Source organism: Azoarcus sp. DN11 (assembly GCF_003628555.1).
GTDB lineage: Bacteria > Pseudomonadota > Gammaproteobacteria > Burkholderiales > Rhodocyclaceae > Aromatoleum.
Genome location: NZ_CP021731.1, coordinates 2,790,586 through 2,808,996, shown reverse-complemented (window position 1 = coordinate 2,808,996; position 18,411 = coordinate 2,790,586). Strand labels below are relative to the sequence as shown.

Sequence of the window (18,411 nt, the reverse complement as noted above, 5' to 3'; positions counted from 1 at the left end):
CGCCGGATCTATTCCGCGATTTCGAGCTGCGGGTTCCAGGCGATTTCCCACAGGTGGCCGTCCGGATCAGCGAAGTAGCCGGCGTAGCCGCCCCAGAAGGTGTCGCCCCCCGGCTTGACGATTCGCGCACCGGCACGCCGTGCCTGCTCCATGACTGCGTCGACCTCCTGTTTGCTCGCGACATTGTGCGCGAGCGAGAATTCGGTCGAAGAGCGGGCGCCGACGCCGATTCCGGCATCGCGGGCGAGGCTGGTCCGCGGCCAGACGGCGAGCTTCAGGCCCGGCTGAAGGTCGAAGAAGGCCACGGCGCCGTATTCGAACTCGGTGCCGACGATTCCCGCGGTCGCGAGGCCGAGTCCGTCGCGGTAGAAGTGCAGGGCGCGTTCGAGGTCGTCGACCGCGAGAGTGATGAGCGTCAGCCTGGGGTTCATGATTTCCCTCCTGTGGCTTCGCGGCGTAACGGGGGGATGCCCGCGCGAGCCACCGTGCAGCGCTCGACCTGACGTTACGTATTTGCTTGCCGCACTAGCAGCTTAGCTTAGCGCGTGGCGCCTTTTTCGCGGATCAGTTCGGCAACGCGTGCGCCCTCCGGGGTGTCGAGCCTGCGTGCCAGCGCGAGCGCGGATTCGCCCTTGCGCGTGCTCGCGAAGATGTCCGCCCCGCGTTCGGCCAGCAGCTCGGCGATGTCGACGACCCCGCCCGACAGGGACAGGAGGAAGGGTGTGTTGCCCAGCGGGTCGCGCACGTTCACCTGTGCGCCGCGGAGGATGAGCGCCTCCGCGATGCTGCGATAACCCTGGGTCGGTTTGCCGCAGGCGACCAGCAGCGGCGTGAGGCCCAGGCGATCGCGGGCGTTCACGTCCGCGCCGGCGTTAACGAGGATGCTGGCGATGACCGTGAAGCCTTTCTTCAGTGCATAGAGCAGCGGCGGCGTGCCGTCGACCTCGGTGCAGTGGATATTGAATCCGGCTCGCACGAGGAGATCGACGAGTTCGCGGTCGCCGGCGCGCAGCGCGCTCAGGAAGGCCTCGCGGTCGACAAGGACGCCGCGGTCGGCCAGTTCGCGGACCGCGTGTTCGCGGCGCTCGGCCTGGCGGAACGTCTCCAGCTCGCGGAATTCCCGCAGTCTGATGATGTCGGCGAGCACCTGGGGCGGAAAGCCCTGCCGGCCGCCGCGTTTGTCGATCAGGAGATCGCTGAAGTAGTCGTGGATCTCGGGCGTGTCCCACAGGAACTCGATGCGCGTGAGGATGCGATCGAATTTCTCTTCGAGATGGGAAGGATATTGTTCGCCCAGACACTCGAAGGTGGGATGCTTCATTGATAGGAATCCAATCGTCAGTTCGTGAAATTATCACACGCCAGTGCGCGACTGTGGCTCGCCCTGCGATTTACGCCCTTACCGCCTCCAGCAACTCCCGGATGCCCTGCACGCGCTGCTTCAGGTTGGGCAGACTCGCCTTCCGGATCAGGCGGTCAGGCCCGGACATCTTGGTGTTGCGATCCTTCTGGATCAGGAAGATCACCTTCGCAGGGTCGATGGGCGGATTGGGGCCGAACTGGACGCTGATCTGCGCGTCGCTGGCGTCGAGCTTGGCGACGCCGAAGGGCTTCACGAGCAGGCGCAGGCGGTGCGATTCGATCAGCGCCTGGGTCTGCGGGGGCAGTTCACCGAAGCGGTCGATCAGCTCTTCCTGCAGGCTGCGCAGTTCGTCGTCGGCCTCGCAGTTGGCGAGGCGCTTGTAGAGCGTCAGGCGCTCCTGCACGTCGGGGCAGTAGTCGTTGGGCAGCAGTGCCGGGGTGTGCAGGTTGATCTCGGAGACGACTTCCAGCGGCTGGGTCAGGTCGGGCTCCTTGCCGGCCTGCAGGTCGCGCACGGCGCGCTTGAGCATCTCGGTGTACAGGCTGAAGCCCACCTGCTGGATTTCGCCGGACTGGTTCTCGCCGAGCACTTCGCCGGCGCCGCGGATCTCCAGGTCGTGCATCGCGAGGTAGAAGCCGGAGCCCAGCTCTTCCATCATCGTGATCGCTTCGAGGCGCTTCTGCGCCTGTGCGGTGGGCTTGGCGTGGGCGTCGGTGAGCAGGTAGGCGTAGGCCTGGTGGTGGCTGCGGCCGACGCGGCCGCGCAGCTGGTGCAGCTGGGCGAGGCCGAAGCGGTCGGCGCGGTTGATGATGATGGTGTTGGCGGTGGGGATGTTGATGCCGGTCTCGATGATGGTCGTGCACAGCAGCAGGTTGGCGCGTTGCGCGGTGAAGTCGCGCATCACGCGTTCGAGTTCGCGCTCGGGCAGCTGGCCGTGGCCGACGACGATGCGCGCCTCGGGCAGCAGCTCGGCGAGGTCGTTGCGTACGTTCTCGATGGTCTCGACTTCGTTGTGCAGGAAGTACACCTGGCCGCCGCGCTTGAACTCGCGCAGCACCGCTTCGCGCACGATGCTCTTGCTGTGGCGCTGCACGAAGGTCTTGATCGCGAGGCGCTTCTGCGGCGCGGTCGCGATCACCGAGAACTCGCGCAGGCCTTCGAGCGCGAGGCCGAGCGTGCGCGGGATGGGCGTCGCCGTGAGCGTCAGGATGTCGATTTCGCTGCGCAGCGCCTTCAGGGCCTCCTTCTGGCGCACGCCGAAGCGGTGTTCCTCGTCGATGATGACGAGGCCGAGGCGCTTGAACTGGACGTCCTTCTGCAGCAGGCGATGCGTGCCGATGATGATGTCGACCTTGCCTTCGCCGAGCAGCTTCAGCGCTTCCGCCTGTTCCTTGGCGCTCTTGAAGCGCGACAGTTCGGCGATGCGGATCGGGAAGTCGGCGAAGCGGTCGGCGAAGGTCTGGTAGTGCTGTTCGGCGAGCAGCGTGGTGGGCGTCAGCACGACGACCTGCTTGCCGTCGGCCACCGCGATGAAGGCGGCGCGCAGCGCGACTTCGGTCTTGCCGAAGCCGACGTCGCCGCACACGAGGCGGTCCATCGGGCGGCCCGACTGCATGTCGGCGATGACGGCGTCGATCGCGCCTTGCTGGTCCGGCGTGGTCTCGAAGCCGAAGCCTTCGGCGAAGGCGTCGAGGTCGTGCTGCTTGAAGTCGAAGCGGTGGCCGGGACGCGCCGCGCGTTGCGCGTACAGGGCGAGCAACTCGGCGGCGGTGTCGCGCACCTGCATCGCGGCCTTCTTCTTGGCCTTGTCCCACTGGCCGGAGCCGAGGCGGTGCAGCTCGACCGCTTCCGGGTCGGCGCCGGCGTAGCGCGAGATCACGTGCAGCTGCGCGACCGGCACGTAGAGCTTGTCGCCGTTGGCGTATTCGAGGTGCAGGAACTCGGTCTGCCCTTCGCCGAGATCCATGTGGAGCAGGCCGAGGTAGCGGCCGATGCCGTGCGATTCATGCACGACGGGGTCGCCCGGCTTCAATTCGGAGAGGTCGCGCAGCCAGCCCTCCATCGTGGCCGCCTTGCGCGTGTCGCGGCGTGCGCGCGTGCGGGTGGTGGCTGCGTAGAGTTCCGATTCGGTGATGATCGCGAGCTTCGCGTCCGGCAGCAGAAAGCCGGTCGCGAGCGGGCCGACGCCCAGCGCGAGCGGCTCGGCGGACGCGAGAAAACCTGCGAAATCCGCGCTTGCGGCGGGCTTTACGCCGTACTCGGCGAAGAATTCCGCCATCGTCTCGCGCCGGCCCGGCGCGTCGGCCAGCACCAGCACGCGCCCGCCGCTCCGAGCCCAGTCGCCTTCGAGGAAAGTCTTGAAGCGGTGCAGCGGATCGCTTGCCTTGCGCTCGACCGAAAGGTCGGGCAGGGGCGATGCTGCGGCAGCCTCGGTGCTCGCGTCCGGCGCGCCGATCTGGATGCGCGGGCGATCCTTGAGTGCGGTGAAGAAGGATTCCTGCCCGAGGAACAGCGCTTCCGGCGGCAGGACCGGGCGCGTGCGGTCGCCCTTGAGGAAGTCGTAGCGTGAGCGCGTGTCGCGCCAGAACTCCTCGATCGCGGCAGGAACGTCGCGATGCAGGACCACCGCGGTGTCGGACGGCAGGTAGTCGAACAGCGTCGCGGTGTCGTCGAAGAACAGCGGCAGGAAGTACTCGATGCCGGCGGGCGCGATGCCGTTCGACACGTCCTTGTAGAGCGACACGCGCGAGGGGTCGCCCTCGAAGGTTTCGCGGAAGCGGCTGCGGAAGTGCGTGCGCCCCTTCTCGTCCATCGGGAATTCGCGCGCAGGCAGCATGCGGATTTCCGGCACCGGATAGACCGTGCGCTGGGTGTCGGGGTCGAAGGTCTTGATGCTCTCGACTTCGTCGTCGAAGAGGTCGATGCGGAAGGGCAGGGCCGCGCCCATCGGGTATAGGTCGACCAGCCCGCCGCGCACCGAGAATTCGCCGGGGCTGACGACCTGCGTGACGTGGGTGTAGCCGGCGACGGCCATCTGGTTGCGCAGCTGGTCGACGTCGAGCTTCGCGCCCTGCTTCAGGAAGAAAGTGTAGGCCGCGAGGAAGGCCGGCGGCGCCATGCGGTAGAGCGCCGTCGAGGCCGGCACGAGCACGATGTCGGCGTCGCCGCGACTCACTGCGTAAAGCGTCGACAGCCGCTCGGAAATCAGGTCCTGGTGCGGCGAGAAGCTCTCGTACGGCAGCGTCTCCCAGTCCGGCAGCAGGTGGGTGCGCACGCCGGGCGCGAGCCATGCGATCTCGTCCTGCAGGCGCTGCGCGTCGAGCGGGTTCGCAGTGACGAGCAGCAGGCAGCGCCCGCGCGCGGCAAGCTGGGCGACGGCGAGGGCGTCGGCCGAACCGGCAAGGGCGGGGAGGTCGAGGCGTACGCCGGGTTTCGGGAAAGTCAGGGAGGCGAGCTGCGGAATCAGGGCGTCGAGCGGTCGGGACATCGAACGGATGTGGAGGAAAGAGGCGGAATCAGGAGGCGAATTATAGGGGATGCGGCGCGGCGGATTGGTCCGAAGGCCCTTCGGATTGCTCGTCCGCACCGACAGAGGGGGCGTGGATGCGCTGCTCGACGGGCCCAGGCGGCGGCAGCTTGTCGCGCAGCCATGCGGCGGCCAGCTCGCCGAAACGTTCGATGGCCCCGGGTTCGCGGAATTCCTCCGACACGCCTGCCAGCACGTGCCAGTCGTGTGCGCTGCGGAGATGATCGCAGGCCTGGCGGATCATCCCGGCATGGGGGTCGTCGCTGCCCACGACCATCCGTAGCGGGACGGCGAGCGTGTTGAGCGGCGTCAGGCCGGCGAGATCGGGCCGCCCGCCCCGGCAGACGATTGCCGCCACCCGCTCGCCGGCCTTCCCGCCGGCGCGGATCGCGGCCCCGCTCGCCGTATCGGACGCGATCAGGCCCATTCCGAGTCCGGAGAGCGGCGGCTGGTGGCCGACCCAGTCGAGGACGGCAATGACGCGATTGGCCATCTGCGGCACGTTGAAGCGGGCATCGGGGTCGCGCGCTTCCTCGTAGGTGGTGAGGAGGTTGATCAGCAGTGTCGCAAATCCCGCGCCCTGCAGTTGGTGCGCGACCCTCAGGTCACGGGATTGCGCGAACGGGCTGCCCGCCGGCCGCAGGAGCACGGCCAGCCCGGCTACGTCCGGTGCGTGCACCAGCTCACCGTTCAACCAGATGCGCTCGAAGGGAATGCTGATGTCGGTTGTGCGCAGTCTCACGTTTTCGGTTCCGGATCAGGGTCTTGCACGCGCCGGCTGACGGTGGATCGCCACCGGTACGCGGCGCGCACCGAAAGCGGACGAGAAGCGGCCGAAGCGGCCGGCGAGGGGCGTCCCGCAGTTGCGGCACGCGCCGCGGTCGTCAAGGGTGTAGCCGAGGATCTCGTACCAGTCGCGCTCGATGAGTGCGGCACCGCAGTTCGTGCACCGGGTCACGCCGCCTTCGCGGTCATGCACGTTGCCGGTATAGACGTGCTTCAGCCCTTCGGCGAGCGCGATGCGGCGCGAGCGCGTCAGCGTCGCGGGTGGGGTCGGCGGGACGTCGGTGAGCTTGAAATCGGGATGGAAGGCCGTGAAGTGCAGCGGCACCTCGGTGCCGAGCTCCTTCGCCACCCACTGCGACAGCGCGCGGACTTCGTCCTCGGAATCGTTGAGCCCCGGGATCAGCAGCGTCGTGATCTCGACCCACACTTTGCTCTCGTGCACCAGCCATTTCAGCGTGTCGAGCACCGGCTGCAGGTGGGCGCCGCATTCCTTGACATAGAACTCGTCGGTGAATCCCTTGAGATCGACGTTCGCCGCATCCATGTGCGCGTAGAAGTCGGGGCGCGCGACTTCGGTGATGTAGCCGGCGGTGACGGCGACGGCTTTCAGCCCGCGCTCGTGGCAGGCCTTCGCGGTGTCGATCGCGTACTCGGCAAAGATCACCGGGTCGTTGTAGGTGAAGGCGACGCTGGTGCAGCCCCAGTCCGCGGCGGTGCGCGCGATCTCGCCGGGCGCGGCTGCGTCCATCAGGCGGTCCATGTCGCGGGACTTGGAGATGTCCCAGTTCTGGCAGAACTTGCACGCGAGGTTGCAGCCCGCCGTGCCGAACGAGAATACGCTGGTGCCGGGGTAGAAGTGGTTGAGCGGCTTTTTCTCGATCGGGTCGATGCAGAATCCGGAGCTCCTGCCGTAGGTCGTGAGGACGATCGCGTCGCCCTCGCGCATGCGCACGAAGCAGGCGCCACGCTGGTCCGCGTGCAGCCGGCAGTAGCGCGGACACAGGTCGCACTGGATGCGCCCGTCGTCGAGCCGATGCCAGTAGCGCCCGGGGTAGTTCATCTCACGGCTCCTTCCACTTCTGCACCGTGTAGGTCGCCGCCATCAGGTTCGGAGCGGGACGGTCCGGCGCAAGTCCGGCCTTCTGCTTGAGGGCTGCGAGAAACATTCGCGGCTCGGGGAGCTGCTCCCACACCTGCGGCAGGAAGGTCGCGCTGCGACAGCCGGAGAACAGTACCAAGCCGTCGATGCCGGGCCGCAGCTTGCCCAACAGCTCATCCTCGCCGGAGAACTCGACGAATTCCGCCGGCGACAGCAGCGACACCTCGATCTCGATCTTGCCGAGTTCGCTGCGCGCCATCGGGGGAAATCGCGGGTCCCTGGTTGCGGCAGCCACCGCATTGGTTACGACATCTTCGCCGAGCGATCGTTGCGGGCGCACGCTGCCGATGCAACCGCGCAGTTCGCCGTTGCGCTTGATGGTCACGAAGGTCGCACCGCGGTCGGCGAGTCGCGGATCGTCCGCCGGCGCGGCGGCTTCCGTGCCGAGTTCGTGGGCGATCGCGAGGCGTGCGCGCGCGAGCAGGATCTCCCCGAGCTCAGTGGCGGGCGGAAGCGGCATGGCTGGACGATTCGCAGAAGGCGATGCTGGTATATCCGACGACCCGCGCGCGGTCGCCCGCCGTGTCGCCGGAATTGCGCAGGTCGAGCAGATGCGGCTCGATGCCATGACGGGCGGCGACGCGCAGGAGCCCGTTGATCGGTGTCGCACCGCACGCCTGATTGTGGTCGAGGCCGGTGCGAAGCTTGAGGATCTGGTCCACCGAGCTGCGATCCGTGCAGCACGCCTGCGCGTACGGGTGATAGTGCGAAAGGTCCGAACTGATGACGATCAGGGTTTCCGGTCCGCCCCACAGGTCGTCGAGGACCTCCGCGACCTGTTCGCCGCTCGCGCCGCCCACCAGCAGCGGAACGAGTTCGAAGGCGTCAAGGATGGTCTGCAGGAAGGGCAGCTGAACTTCCAGGCAATGCTCGAGCGCATGCGGGCGGTCATCGACGACGACGTCGATACGTTGCTGCAGGGTGAGCCAGTCCTTGCGGCTGATCGGCACGGGGCCGAGCGGCGTCGAAAACACTTGCGCCGCCGGCAGGGCGAAGGACGCGACCGGAACGCGATGGGCCGGCCCCAGCAGCACCACCCGCCGCACCACGTCGCGCAGCGTCGCCGCCGTGGCGTAAGCGTTGGCGGCAACCGGGCCGGAATACACATAACCCGCATGCGGCACGATGAGCGCCTTGGGAGCGGATACCGCTTCGAGCGGCACGGCGGTCGAGAGCATCTCGCCGATCTGGGCTTGCAGCACCTGGGGGTCGTCCGGATAAAAGTATCCGGCGACCGCAGCCGGGCGAATCGAAGCAGTGGCCATGGAGCTCCTTTCGGGGAAGGTGGCGACCCGAATGCGTGGTTCAGCGTTTACTGCTGAATTATAGGCGCCCGGCGGACAATGCGTACCAGGCGATCCCGCCGCCGAGCCCCACCGCGACGGCGCCCATGCCGCCAAGAATCTTGAGACCGAGCGGGCGCCCGCCGATGACCATGGCAATCCCGGTCTTGAAGACGAGATTCGAGATCATGGCCAGCCCGATGGCTACCACCGTGACGTCGAGCGCCAGTTTCCCGAGGTTGAAGAGCCGCATGCTCGACAGGGCGATGGCATCCATGTCGGTCAGCCCGGAGACGAGTGCGAGGACGTAGATCCCCTGCGAGCCCGCGACCTCCGACAGCCACGCCGAGACGAAGAGCACCGCCGCATAGATCGCGCCGAATCCCAGCGCCGCCCGCAATTCGGTCGGGTTGCGGGTTTCGGGCATGAAGGCCTGGCCGCTGGACTGTTCGCGCCAGTACCAGAAGAGGCTGATCGCGCCGAGGAACAGGGCGGGTGCGATCGTCATGGCCAGCGACTTGACCACGCCGGGGGCGACCACGGCCGTGATCACCGCCACGCGGATCATCATGACCAGGTTCGCCAGCACGATCACGAGCGCGGCCATCGAGGCGGAGGGCGGTTCCTCGCGCGCTTCACGCGCATAGACGAGGGTTGTCGCGGTGCTCGAGGCAAGTCCGCCGGCGATGCCGACAAAGGCCGCGCCGTAGCGGGTTCCGATCAGGCGCAGGGTGGCATAGCCCGCGAGACTCAGGCCCGAGATCAGGACCACCATCCACCACACCTGCCGCGGGTTGATGGCGTTGAAGGGGTCGAAGGTCTCGTCGGGCAGGAAGGGGAGGACGACGAGCGACAGCACCGCGAACTGGAAGATCGAGATCCATTCCTTCGCTTCCAGCCGGGTGGCGACGCCGCGCAGCTCGGTCTTGAAGTAGAGCACGATGGTCGTCGTGACCGCCAGGATGACGGCCACCATCGCATGCCCGAGCCACACGGCGACGCCCAGGCAGTAGCACACCAGCATCGCCGCGACGGAGGTCGTGCCAGGGTCGACGGGATCGGGATGGCGCAGGTAGGCGCCGATGAGCATCGCCCCGACAATGACCATGCCGACGACGACCGGGGCAATTGAGCCGAGGTGCTCGCCGAGCATGCCGACCAGGGCGCCGAGAAGGCCGACCAGGCCGAAGGTGCGCACGCCGGCCCGCGCCGACGCCACCCGCTCGCGTTCGAGTCCGATCAGGAGGCCGATTCCGAGCGCGATCAGGAAAGCCTCGATCTGCGCGAGATCGACCGGTTTTGCAAAGGGCATGTCGTGCATTCCTTTCGGGGCGCGCCGCACGGATCTCGGGGGCGCGGATTCACGCCTTCTTCCGCTTCACACTGTATTCCAAATTGTCATCGGGGCGCACGTGGATCGCCTCGCTTCGCCAGGTGCGCCGCCGCGCGGTTAGAATCCGCGCCATGCAGAACTTTCGTCCCCGCCATTTCGCCATCGTCCCGGCTGCAGGCAGCGGCAGCCGCATGGGCGCATCGCAGCCCAAGCAGTACCTCGAGCTGCTCGGCAAGCCGCTCATCCGTCACTCGCTTGAAGTCCTGTGTGCGACGCCCGAGATCGACAAGGTCTTCGTCGTGCTCTCCGTGGGGGATGCCGAGTGGAAGCGTTACGACTGGTCGGATCTCGGTCCGAAACTGGTGCCGCTGTTCTGCGGCGGCGCGACGCGGGCGGACAGCGTGCTCGGCGGCCTGCGCGCGATCGTGCACGAGGCGGAGCAGTCGGACTGGGTGCTGGTGCATGATGCGGCGCGGCCGTGCCTGGCGCGCTGGCATATCGAAAAGCTCATCCGCGACCTTGCGCATGACGAAGTCGGCGGCCTGCTCGCGGTTCCGGTCGCGGACACGCTCAAGCGTGCCGACGCGCACCGCCATGTGCTCGAAACCGTTCCGCGCGACAGCCTGTGGCAGGCGCAGACGCCGCAGATGTTCCGCTACGTGATGCTGCGCCGTGCGCTCGAGGCGGCCGCCAACGTCACCGACGAGGCCAGCGCGATCGAAGCCGCCGGCCTGCGGCCCCGCCTGGTCGAGGGGGACGCCACCAATCTGAAGGTTACCTATCCGCTCGACCTGCACCTGGCCGAATGGATACTCGACAACAGGGGCTCGTGCTGACATGAAGATTCCGTTCCGCATCGGCCAGGGCTTCGACGTCCACGCCCTGGTGCCGGGCCGCCCGCTCATCGTCGGCGGCGTCACCATTCCCTACGAACGCGGCCTGCTCGGGCATTCGGACGCCGACGTGCTGTTGCACGCGCTGACCGATGCGCTGCTCGGTGCAGCGGGCCTCGGCGACATCGGCCGGCTGTTTCCCGACACCGACCCGCGGCATGCCGGCGCAGACAGCCGCGTGCTGCTGCGCGAGGCTTTTGCCGCCGTGCGGCGCGCGGGCTTCGCCGTCGTCAATGTCGACGCCACGGTGATCTGCCGCGCCCCCAGGATCCTTCCGCACGCGCCGGCGATGGTCGCCAACATCGCGGCCGATCTCGACATCGAGGCATCGGCGGTCAATATCAAGGGGAAGACCACCGAGAAATTGGGCTTCACCGGTCGCGGCGAGGGCATCGCGGCCCAGGTCGTGGCACTGCTCGTGCGGGATGACGCGGCCGCCTGACCCCCCATCGTCCGCGGCCCGGCGGATGCGGGTGTTCTTCGCCCTGTGGCCCGGGCCCGCGATCGCACGCCGGCTGCACAAGGAAGGCGAGCGCGCCCATGTAACGACAGGCGGCCGCCGCATGCGCCGCGACACCCTGCACCTGACCCTCGCCTTCATCGGCGACATGCCGCGCGAGCGGCTCGACGCCTTGCTCGCGTGCGCGGACAAGGTCGCCTTCACCCCGTTCGCGTTGGCCCTCGATCGCATTGCGGCCTGGCGGCACAACCATATCGTGTGGGCCGGTGCGAGCGTGCAGCCGCCCGAACTGGAGTCGCTGGTGTCACAGCTCAACGCCGTTTTGGCCGATGCAGGTTTTCCGGTCGAGCCGCGAAAGTTCTCTGCGCACGTCACGCTGCTGCGCAACGCGCGCGGAGAACTGCCCGCCTCGGAGATCGCTCCCCCGATCGAATGGCCCGTACACGCGTTTGCGCTCATCGAGTCCGACCGCGCACAGGATGGCGCGCACTACGCGGTGCTGAAGTCATGGCCCGCCGCCGGGGCGAGCGGACGCTGAGGCGGCGTACGCAGACGCTGCGCCGGGGCGCGGGCAGATCCGGGATCGCAAGGTCGAGGGCTGCGGCCTAAAATGGAATGTCGGCGAACGCGAAGGGGCGCCGCAGGGAGGATTTCCGGATTCCATTTCTTTCGCTGAGGGCGACCCGCAAGGATTGCCCGCACGTGACACCAGGAGAACTGCCATGGCAATCCCGTCGAAGGTCAACGAATTCATGATGGAGCACGGCCTGCGCTACGACGTGCTCGCCCATCCCCACTCCCGGAACAGCCTGGATACGGCGCACCTCGCGCGCGTCCCGGCGGGCAGCCTCGCCAAGTCGGTCGTGCTCGAAGACGACCACGGCTATCTGATGGCGGTGCTGCCGTCGACCCAGCACGTGCAGCTGGGCATCCTGAGCAAGGCGATGCACCGTGAGCTGCGCCTGGCGAGCGAACCGGAACTGTCGCGGCTGTTCACCGATTGCGAAGCCGGCGCAGTTCCGCCGCTAGGAGCCGTTTATGGCATGCGCATGATCGTCGAGGAAAACCTCGCCGACCAGGACGAGATCTATTTCGAGTCCGGCGACCACGAGAAGATCATCCAGATGAGCCGCAGCGACTTCATGACCATGATGGAAATGGAGAACGCCCAGCGGCTGCACTTCAGCGGGCGTCAGTGGCATCACTGACCCGCTGCCGCATATCCGGCGCGACAAAAAAAGCGGGGCGCCCAAGCGCCCCGCTGCTCTTCGGGGCCGCTCATCGCGGCCCCATCGTCTCCTGAAGAGAGACGCTTGAAGAATCGGTCGGTATCAGACGAACAGGCACGACGAGAGGCGTTCTCGCAGCGTCGGTTCGGATTCCTTCGTGTAGTCCTTTTCAAAGCGGTCCGTAATCAACTGTGCGGTCGGACTGTCGAGCACAGCGTTGAGCATCCCCATGAATGAGGGGGGCGCAATGACGATGGCCCTTCCGAACGCGTTCGAGGCCCGTCCCTTGTACAGCTCCTGTGCAATCTCCTGCGCAAATACCTTGGCCTCGTGCGTCTTCGGTGCCGTCTGGGGCTGTTTCGAGCCGGAAGCGTTGCCTGCCGAGGGCGAGGCGCCGGCGCGATCGGTTACGAGGTCAGAATTTTTCTGTCGACTTTCGGGGTGGATCAGCTCCTTAACCAGCGTCAGGCCCTTGTTGGGACCAAGATGCGCATAGAGTTTGGCCAGGCTGGCATTGGCAACCAGAATCCAGGTAATCGCCATTGAATCGTCCTCCGGGATTTGAGTCGAACGAACAGCAGGCTGCGCCTTCGGATGCAGCGATTCCAGCTTAGACCTGCCATCCGGGAATCGCAATCGGATTTCGTCTGCAGGTTTTTCAGCGATTCCGGAAAGCCTTGCCTGGTGCGGATTCAAAGGAAATCCCGGCTATTTTGCATACGCCGGATAATCCTACAGGCATATTCGTGCAAAACAATCTTCGTGCGGGGAGAGGTGCCCGGATGTTCCGAAGATTTCCCGGCGCAGGGCCGCGCGCGAAGGCTTTCCGGGATCCTCGCCAGGCTGGGGGATGCGCCGGTTCCGCGACGGTCTTCCAGCGTTTGCGTCCGCTCAGGGCGCTTCGATGGTCGCGCCCCGCGGCGGTTCGCCGTAGAGGCGCCGCTCGCCTTCGGCCGGATCGGCGCCGTAAAAGGCCCGCAGCTGCTCGTAGATCGCGGGAAAATCCTCTTCGAGCGCGCAGGGCGCCTCGAAGAACGCCTCGGAGGCCACGGCGAAGAACTCGCCCGGGCTTTCGGACCCATAGGGGTCGAGGGCTGTTTCCACGCCCGCATCGACCTGCGCGCAGAAGCGCTCGTAGCCGCTCGAGAAGGCTTCGGCCCAGGCCTTGCGCGGCATGCCGGGAGGGAGCAGCGGCAGACCGTCGACCTCGCCGTTCTCCATGTCCAGCTTGTGGGCGAATTCGTGGACCACCACGTTCACACCTTCGGGCGCGTCGGCCTCGTCGTGCCACGAAACGAGTACGGGCCCGCCCTCCCAGGCTTCGCCGAGGACTTCGTCGTCGTACTCATGGACGACGCCGGTCTCGTCCATCACCTTGCGCGGTATGACGAAATCGCCCGGATAGACGATCACGCCGACCCAGCCGCGGTACGCGCGCAGCCCGACGCGCAGCACCGGCAGGCAGGCCTGCAGGGCGATCGTGACGATGACCTCGTCGCTGAGCGCGAAACCCTGGGCGCCGTAGAACTGCTTTTCGGCGATGAAGGCGCGTGCCAGTTCGCGCAGGCGGTGGCGTTGATCGGGTTCGAGGTAGTCGAGAAAGGGCAGGTGCGCTTCCGCGTGCGCCCACATCTCGCCGGAAATCGGTACGGCGTCGGTGCGCCGCTGCCGGCGCCACCGTCGAAACCGCTCGAGAATGCCGAACATGTCGTCAGCGCCCGGGCCCGTGGGGGCGACGCCCGATTGCCGCCATCGGGTTGAAGGAGTTGAGGAGTGCTGCACCCCTCGCGGTCGTGGGGCGGAGCGTGACGCCGGTGAAGGCGTTGTCGCCTTCGATGCCGAAGAGCACCCTGACGGTGAGGGGGAGCAGGACGCAGGGGGTGGTGAACTCTTTTTTCATCATGGGCGCGAACGGGACGCATCTGTCGGGCCAGATGATCTCACACGGGGCCGCTGTGGCGTGGTGCATGCCGTGATCGGCTGGCCGTATGGGATAATCCGCACATGGTTTCCGTTACCCACGCCATCTCCCAGTCTGAATCCGCGGCCCCCATCGACCTGCTCGCCGAAGGGTTGAGCGCCGAGGAGCGCGCGGCCATCGTCGACGCCGTTGCGCTTGCCGAGGGGGTCTATGAAGGGCACTTCCTCGGCACGGGCGAATCGGTCTGGACCCACGCGATCGGCATGGCGCTGATCGTCGCTTCGCTGCGCCTGGACGTCGAGACGCGGGTCGCGGCGATCCTGTTTGCAGTCGGGGATTACATCGAGGAGGCCACGGAGAGGATCGCCGAAAAGTTCGGCGATCCCGCGGCCAGGCTCGTTGACGGACTGTGCCGTCTCAACGGACTGCGCCTGCTCACCCGCATGACCGCGACCGCCACGGCGCCCGAGATCCGTGCCCAGACCGAAGTCCTGCGCAAGATGCTGCTCGCGATGGTCGAGGACATCCGCGTCGTGCTGCTGCGGCTCGCGTCGCGCACCCAGACGCTACGCTACTTCACCGAGCACAAGGTGGACGTGCGCGTCGATATCGCGCGCGAGAGCCTGGACATCTACGCGCCGCTGGCCAACCGTCTCGGGGTGTGGCAGCTCAAGTGGGAACTCGAGGACCTGTCCTTCCGCTTCCTCGAGCCGGACACCTACAAGCGCATCGCGAAGATGCTCGACGAGCGCCGCGTCGAGCGCGAGGAATTCATCCAGGCCTCGATCGAGCGGCTGCAGAAGGAGATCGCTGCGGTCGGCATCGAGGCCGAGGTCTACGGCCGGCCGAAGCACATCTACAGCATCTACAACAAGATGCGCGCCAAGCACCTCGACTTCTCGCAGGTGTACGACATCCGTGCGCTGCGGGTGCTCGTCGACGACGTGCGCGACTGCTACACGGTGCTCGGCATCGTGAACCAGTTGTGGCAGCCGATCGGCCAGGAGTTCGACGATTACATCACGAACCCCAAGGGCAACAACTACCAGTCCTTGCATACCGCGGTGCTGGCGGGGGACGGGCGCGCGCTGGAAGTGCAGATCCGCACGCACGAAATGCACCGCCACGCGGAGCTCGGCGTGGCCGCGCACTGGCGCTACAAGGAAGGCACCAAGGGCCACGGCAGCGACTACGACGAGAAGATCGCCCTGCTGCGCAGCCTGCTGTCGTGGCGCGACGAAGTCACCGACTCCGCGGAATGGGTCGAGAAGTTCAAGCGCGCATCGCTCGACGACGCGATCTACGTGCTGACACCGCAGGGCAAGGTCGTCGATCTGCCGCGCGGCGCGACGCCGATCGATTTCGCCTACCGCCTGCACACCGATCTCGGCCACCGCTGCCGCGGCGCCAAGGTCGACGGGCACCTCGTTCCGCTCAACACGCAGCTGGAAAACGGGCAGACGGTCGAAATCAACGTCGTCAAGGAGGGCGGCCCGTCGCGCGACTGGCTGAATCCGGTACAGAGCTACGTCGCCACCAGCCGTGCGCGCAACAAGATCAGGCAATACTTCAGCCAGCAGGAAGAGGAAGAGCTCCTCGCCCGCGGGCGCACTTTCGTCACGCGCGAACTGCAGCGCGAGCGCCAGTCGCGCGCGAACATCGACGAGCTGGCCGGCAAGCTGGGGTTCAAGAACGCCGAATCGATGTTCCTCGCGGCAGGCCGGGGCGAAGTGGGCGTGCGCGCCGTGCAGATGGCTCTGCGCGAAGGCGAGGCCCCGGAAGCGCCGGCCGCGGAGCCGGAGATCGTCATCGGCCGCCGCCACGCGGACGATTCGAACGACAAGGTGCTCGTCGTCGGCGTCGGAAAGCTGATGACCTCGCTCGGACGCTGCTGCAAGCCGGCGCCGCCCGATGCCATCGAAGGTTTCGTCACCCGCGGGCGTGGCGTGTCGATCCACCGCATCGACTGCCCGGATTTCCAGCGCCTCGTGCAGACTCACCCGGAGCGGGTGATCCAGGCCGAATGGGGCGAGAAGGCCTTCAACAGCCGCGAGTCGGTCTTTCCGGTCGACATCGCGGTCCAGGCGGCCGACCGGCAGGGTCTGCTGCGCGACATCTCCGAGGTCCTGTCGCGCGAGAAACTCAATGTCGTTGCCGTGAATACGCTGACGAAGAAGGGCACGGCGTTCATGCGCTTCACGATGGAAGTGAGCGGGGTTGCGCAGGTGCAGCGCGCGATCACGCTGATCGGTGAGGTGCGGGACGTGCTGGACGTGAAGCGCAAGTAGGCCGCGCGCCTGACGGCGGGGCGCCGGCTTTCAGGCGAAGCCGCGCCCGGGCGCGGACGCCTCAGTGTCCCCGTGCCAAGTCGGCAAGCAGGATGGTCTGCGCCGAGCGGTGCACGCCGCGCGGCGTCTTGCGGCGGTAGCGGCCATCCTCCAGCATCTCCCACGCTTGGCAGTTGTCGCCGAGGTAGGCGCGCAGGCCTTCCTTGATCACGCGCCGCTTCAGCCGCTGGTCGAGCACGGGGAAAGCGATCTCGATCCGACCGAAGAAATTGCGGTCCATCCAGTCCGCGCTCGACAGATAGACCTTGTCCTCGCCGCCGGCACTGAAATAGAAGATGCGATGGTGCTCGAGGAAGCGGCCGACGATGGAGCGTACGTGGATGTTTTCGGACAGGCCGGGAACGCCTGGCCGCAGCGCGCACGGTCCGCGCACGATGAGCTCGATCTCGACGCCCGCCCGGGAGGCCGCATAGAGGGCTTCGATGGTTTCCGGTTCGAGGAGCGCGTTCATCTTGGCGATGATGTGCGCGCGTCCGCCGCTGCGCGCGATCGCCGCTTCGGCCTCGATCGCGGCGATCACGTTGCCCTGGAGCGAAAAGGGCGCCTGCCAGAGGTGCTTGAGCGTGGATGCCTTGCCGAGGCCGGTCAGCTGCTTGAACACTTCGGCGACGTCCTGCCCGATCTCCTCGTTGCAGGTGAGGAGGCCGAAATCGGTGTAGAAGTGCGTCGTGCGCGGATGGTAGTTGCCCGTGCCCATATGCACGTAGCGGCGCAACCCCCCGTCCTCGCGCCGTACCAGCATCAGCAGCTTCGCATGGGTCTTGTAACCGAAGACGCCGTACACCACGTGGGCGCCGACCTCTTCGAGCTTGTTCGCCCAGTTGATGTTGGCTTCTTCGTCGAAGCGCGCGCGCAGTTCCAGCACGACCGTCACTTCCGTGCCTTTTTGCGCTGCCCGCACGAGGTGCTCCATGAGCACGGAGTCGGTCCCCGTCCGATACACGGTCATCTTGATCGCCAGCACTTGCGGGTCGTCGGCCGCCGCGCGCAGCAGTTCGATCACCGGACTGAAACTCTGGAACGGGTGGTGCAGCAGGATGTCCTGGCGCCGGATGGCATCGAAGATCTCCAGGCGCTGGTCGAACGTTCTCGGCAGGCGCGGCTGGAAGGGCGGGTAGTTCAGCTCGGGCCGATTCACCCAGTCCGTCACCTGCATCAGGCGAACCAGATTCACGATACCCGGTGTGCGGTACACGTCCTTCGGCGTCAGGCGGAAATGCTGCACGAGGAAGGCGGCCATTTCCTCCGAGCAGTTGTCGGCGATCTCGAGCCGCACGGCATCGCCGAAATGCCGTTGCTGCAATTCACCCTTCAACGACGCGCGCAGATCCTTCACCTCTTCCTCGTCCACGAACAGGTCGGAATTGCGGGTCACGCGAAACTGGTAGCAGCCGTGGACGTGCATGCCCGAGAAGAGTTCGCCGACGTGGCAGCGCAGGACCGAGGACAGGAACACGAAGCTGTACTCGTGCTCGCAGATTTCCCGCGGCAGGCGGATCACGCGGGGCAGGGCGCGCGGGGCCTGCACGATGGCGGCCCCGGAGTCGCGCCCGAAGGCATCCAGGCCTTCGAGTTCGACGGCGAAGTTCAGGCTCTTGTTGAGCACGCGCGGAAACGGATGCGCCTGGTCCAGCCCGATCGGCGTCAGCACGGGCATCACCTCGCGCAGGAAATAGTCGCGCACCCAGGCGCGCTGGGCCTCGCTCCACACGCTGCGGCGCAGGAAGACGATGCCTTCGGCTTCCAGCGCCGGCAGGATATCCTCGTTCAACAGCGCGTACTGCTCGGCGATCAGCGCATGGACTTCCAGGCTGACCCGGTCGAGGAGGTCGCCCGGCGTCAGCCCATCGGTGCCCGGGCTGCCGCTGCCGAGCCGGATCTGCTCCTTGATCCCGGACACGCGGATCTCGAAGAACTCGTCGAGGTTGCTGGACACGATGCACAGGAAACGCAGCCGCTCGAGCAGCGGGACTGATTTGTCGGCGGCCTGTGCCAATACCCTGCGCTGGAATTGCAGCAGGGACAACTCGCGATTGATGAAGTGGTCGGTCGGAAACTGCTGCTGACGGGCTGGCCTGTGCATGGGAAGGGCGCGGGGAGGGGATCGTTC

The 18,411-nt window shown here is 66.7% G+C and carries 17 protein-coding genes; 5 read left to right on the top strand and 12 right to left on the bottom strand.

Annotation, left to right across the window (positions count from 1 at the left end; genetic code table 11):
* Positions 1-8: 8 nt before the first annotated feature.
* The 8 genes from CDA09_RS12885 to CDA09_RS12850 all read right to left on the bottom strand — a co-directional run bounded on the left by CDA09_RS12885 (position 9) and on the right by CDA09_RS12850 (position 9,429).
* Positions 9-431, bottom strand: a complete 423-nt coding sequence (locus CDA09_RS12885) for a VOC family protein (RefSeq protein WP_121429072.1) — start codon at positions 429-431, stop codon at positions 9-11.
* 107 nt (positions 432-538) lie between these two features.
* Positions 539-1,321 carry an ankyrin repeat domain-containing protein gene (locus CDA09_RS12880; protein WP_121429071.1) on the bottom strand — a complete coding sequence of 261 codons (783 nt, stop codon included), beginning with the start codon at positions 1,319-1,321 and terminating at the stop codon, positions 539-541.
* A gap of 70 nt (positions 1,322-1,391) precedes the next feature.
* Positions 1,392-4,850, bottom strand: coding sequence for a transcription-repair coupling factor (gene mfd, locus CDA09_RS12875; protein ID WP_121429070.1), 3,459 nt, complete (start codon positions 4,848-4,850; stop codon positions 1,392-1,394).
* Positions 4,851-4,890: 40 nt separating this feature from the next.
* On the bottom strand, positions 4,891-5,631 hold the full coding sequence (locus tag CDA09_RS12870) for an alpha/beta hydrolase (protein WP_286164117.1): 741 nt from the start codon (positions 5,629-5,631) through the stop codon (positions 4,891-4,893).
* 15 nt (positions 5,632-5,646) lie between these two features.
* A complete protein-coding gene (gene amrS / locus CDA09_RS12865) occupies positions 5,647-6,735 on the bottom strand; it encodes an AmmeMemoRadiSam system radical SAM enzyme (protein ID WP_121429069.1) in 1,089 nt (362 codons plus the stop codon).
* A 1-nt stretch (position 6,736) separates the two neighbouring features.
* Positions 6,737-7,294 (bottom strand): AmmeMemoRadiSam system protein A, encoded by a 558-nt coding sequence (gene amrA / locus CDA09_RS12860; protein ID WP_121429068.1) that lies wholly within the window; start codon positions 7,292-7,294, stop codon positions 6,737-6,739.
* Positions 7,272-8,099, bottom strand: a complete 828-nt coding sequence (amrB, locus tag CDA09_RS12855) for an AmmeMemoRadiSam system protein B (RefSeq protein ID WP_121429067.1) — start codon at positions 8,097-8,099, stop codon at positions 7,272-7,274. Before amrB ends, amrA begins: the two co-directional genes overlap by 23 nt.
* 58 nt (positions 8,100-8,157) lie before the next feature.
* A complete protein-coding gene (locus tag CDA09_RS12850; RefSeq protein ID WP_121429066.1) occupies positions 8,158-9,429 on the bottom strand; it encodes an MgtC/SapB family protein in 1,272 nt (423 codons plus the stop codon).
* Between the two features lie 152 nt (positions 9,430-9,581).
* Here CDA09_RS12850 and ispD point away from each other — a divergent pair, with 152 nt between their 5' ends.
* From ispD to CDA09_RS12830, 4 genes are all read left to right on the top strand, one after another.
* Complete coding sequence (gene ispD, locus CDA09_RS12845; protein WP_174718439.1) at positions 9,582-10,286, top strand: 2-C-methyl-D-erythritol 4-phosphate cytidylyltransferase; 705 nt, start codon at positions 9,582-9,584, stop codon at positions 10,284-10,286.
* A 1-nt stretch (position 10,287) separates the two neighbouring features.
* On the top strand, positions 10,288-10,785 hold the full coding sequence (ispF, locus tag CDA09_RS12840) for a 2-C-methyl-D-erythritol 2,4-cyclodiphosphate synthase (RefSeq protein ID WP_121429065.1): 498 nt from the start codon (positions 10,288-10,290) through the stop codon (positions 10,783-10,785).
* 25 nt (positions 10,786-10,810) lie between these two features.
* Complete coding sequence (gene thpR / locus CDA09_RS12835; RefSeq protein ID WP_286164116.1) at positions 10,811-11,341, top strand: RNA 2',3'-cyclic phosphodiesterase; 531 nt, start codon at positions 10,811-10,813, stop codon at positions 11,339-11,341.
* Positions 11,342-11,525: 184 nt separating this feature from the next.
* Positions 11,526-12,011, top strand: coding sequence for an aminoacyl-tRNA deacylase (locus CDA09_RS12830; RefSeq protein WP_121429063.1), 486 nt, complete (start codon positions 11,526-11,528; stop codon positions 12,009-12,011).
* A gap of 123 nt (positions 12,012-12,134) precedes the next feature.
* Here CDA09_RS12830 and CDA09_RS12825 read toward each other — a convergent pair whose 3' ends face one another.
* The 3 genes from CDA09_RS12825 to CDA09_RS12815 form a co-directional block, all read right to left on the bottom strand.
* Entirely contained in the window at positions 12,135-12,575 is a 441-nt protein-coding gene (locus tag CDA09_RS12825; RefSeq protein ID WP_121429062.1) for a host attachment protein, read from the bottom strand.
* A gap of 348 nt (positions 12,576-12,923) precedes the next feature.
* Complete coding sequence (locus tag CDA09_RS12820) at positions 12,924-13,739, bottom strand: M90 family metallopeptidase (protein ID WP_121429061.1); 816 nt, start codon at positions 13,737-13,739, stop codon at positions 12,924-12,926.
* A 4-nt stretch (positions 13,740-13,743) separates the two neighbouring features.
* A complete protein-coding gene (locus CDA09_RS12815; protein ID WP_128106568.1) occupies positions 13,744-13,935 on the bottom strand; it encodes a hypothetical protein in 192 nt (63 codons plus the stop codon).
* A 101-nt stretch (positions 13,936-14,036) separates the two neighbouring features.
* On the opposite strand from CDA09_RS12815, the gene CDA09_RS12810 reads away from it, so the two are divergent.
* Positions 14,037-16,241 carry a RelA/SpoT family protein gene (locus tag CDA09_RS12810; RefSeq protein ID WP_121429059.1) on the top strand — a complete coding sequence of 735 codons (2,205 nt, stop codon included), beginning with the start codon at positions 14,037-14,039 and terminating at the stop codon, positions 16,239-16,241.
* A gap of 61 nt (positions 16,242-16,302) precedes the next feature.
* On the opposite strand, the gene ppk1 is transcribed toward CDA09_RS12810, so the two are convergent.
* A complete protein-coding gene (gene ppk1 / locus CDA09_RS12805; RefSeq protein ID WP_121429058.1) occupies positions 16,303-18,384 on the bottom strand; it encodes a polyphosphate kinase 1 in 2,082 nt (693 codons plus the stop codon).
* Positions 18,385-18,411: the final 27 nt, after the last annotated feature.

Coding starts and splice junctions, on each gene's coding strand:
- mfd (WP_121429070.1), bottom strand. CDS start 4,850: ATGTCCCGACCGCTCGACGCCCTGATTCCGCAGCTCGCCTCCCTGACT.
- amrS (WP_121429069.1), bottom strand. CDS start 6,735: ATGAACTACCCCGGGCGCTACTGGCATCGGCTCGACGACGGGCGCATC.
- CDA09_RS12850 (WP_121429066.1), bottom strand. CDS start 9,429: ATGCCCTTTGCAAAACCGGTCGATCTCGCGCAGATCGAGGCTTTCCTG.
- amrA (WP_121429068.1), bottom strand. CDS start 7,294: ATGCCGCTTCCGCCCGCCACTGAGCTCGGGGAGATCCTGCTCGCGCGC.
- ispD (WP_174718439.1), top strand. CDS start 9,582: ATGCAGAACTTTCGTCCCCGCCATTTCGCCATCGTCCCGGCTGCAGGC.
- CDA09_RS12825 (WP_121429062.1), bottom strand. CDS start 12,575: ATGGCGATTACCTGGATTCTGGTTGCCAATGCCAGCCTGGCCAAACTC.
- CDA09_RS12810 (WP_121429059.1), top strand. CDS start 14,037: ATGGTTTCCGTTACCCACGCCATCTCCCAGTCTGAATCCGCGGCCCCC.
- thpR (WP_286164116.1), top strand. CDS start 10,811: ATGCGGGTGTTCTTCGCCCTGTGGCCCGGGCCCGCGATCGCACGCCGG.
- CDA09_RS12880 (WP_121429071.1), bottom strand. CDS start 1,321: ATGAAGCATCCCACCTTCGAGTGTCTGGGCGAACAATATCCTTCCCAT.
- ispF (WP_121429065.1), top strand. CDS start 10,288: ATGAAGATTCCGTTCCGCATCGGCCAGGGCTTCGACGTCCACGCCCTG.
- CDA09_RS12885 (WP_121429072.1), bottom strand. CDS start 431: ATGAACCCCAGGCTGACGCTCATCACTCTCGCGGTCGACGACCTCGAA.
- CDA09_RS12815 (WP_128106568.1), bottom strand. CDS start 13,935: ATGATGAAAAAAGAGTTCACCACCCCCTGCGTCCTGCTCCCCCTCACC.
- CDA09_RS12830 (WP_121429063.1), top strand. CDS start 11,526: ATGGCAATCCCGTCGAAGGTCAACGAATTCATGATGGAGCACGGCCTG.
- amrB (WP_121429067.1), bottom strand. CDS start 8,099: ATGGCCACTGCTTCGATTCGCCCGGCTGCGGTCGCCGGATACTTTTAT.
- CDA09_RS12820 (WP_121429061.1), bottom strand. CDS start 13,739: ATGTTCGGCATTCTCGAGCGGTTTCGACGGTGGCGCCGGCAGCGGCGC.
- ppk1 (WP_121429058.1), bottom strand. CDS start 18,384: ATGCACAGGCCAGCCCGTCAGCAGCAGTTTCCGACCGACCACTTCATC.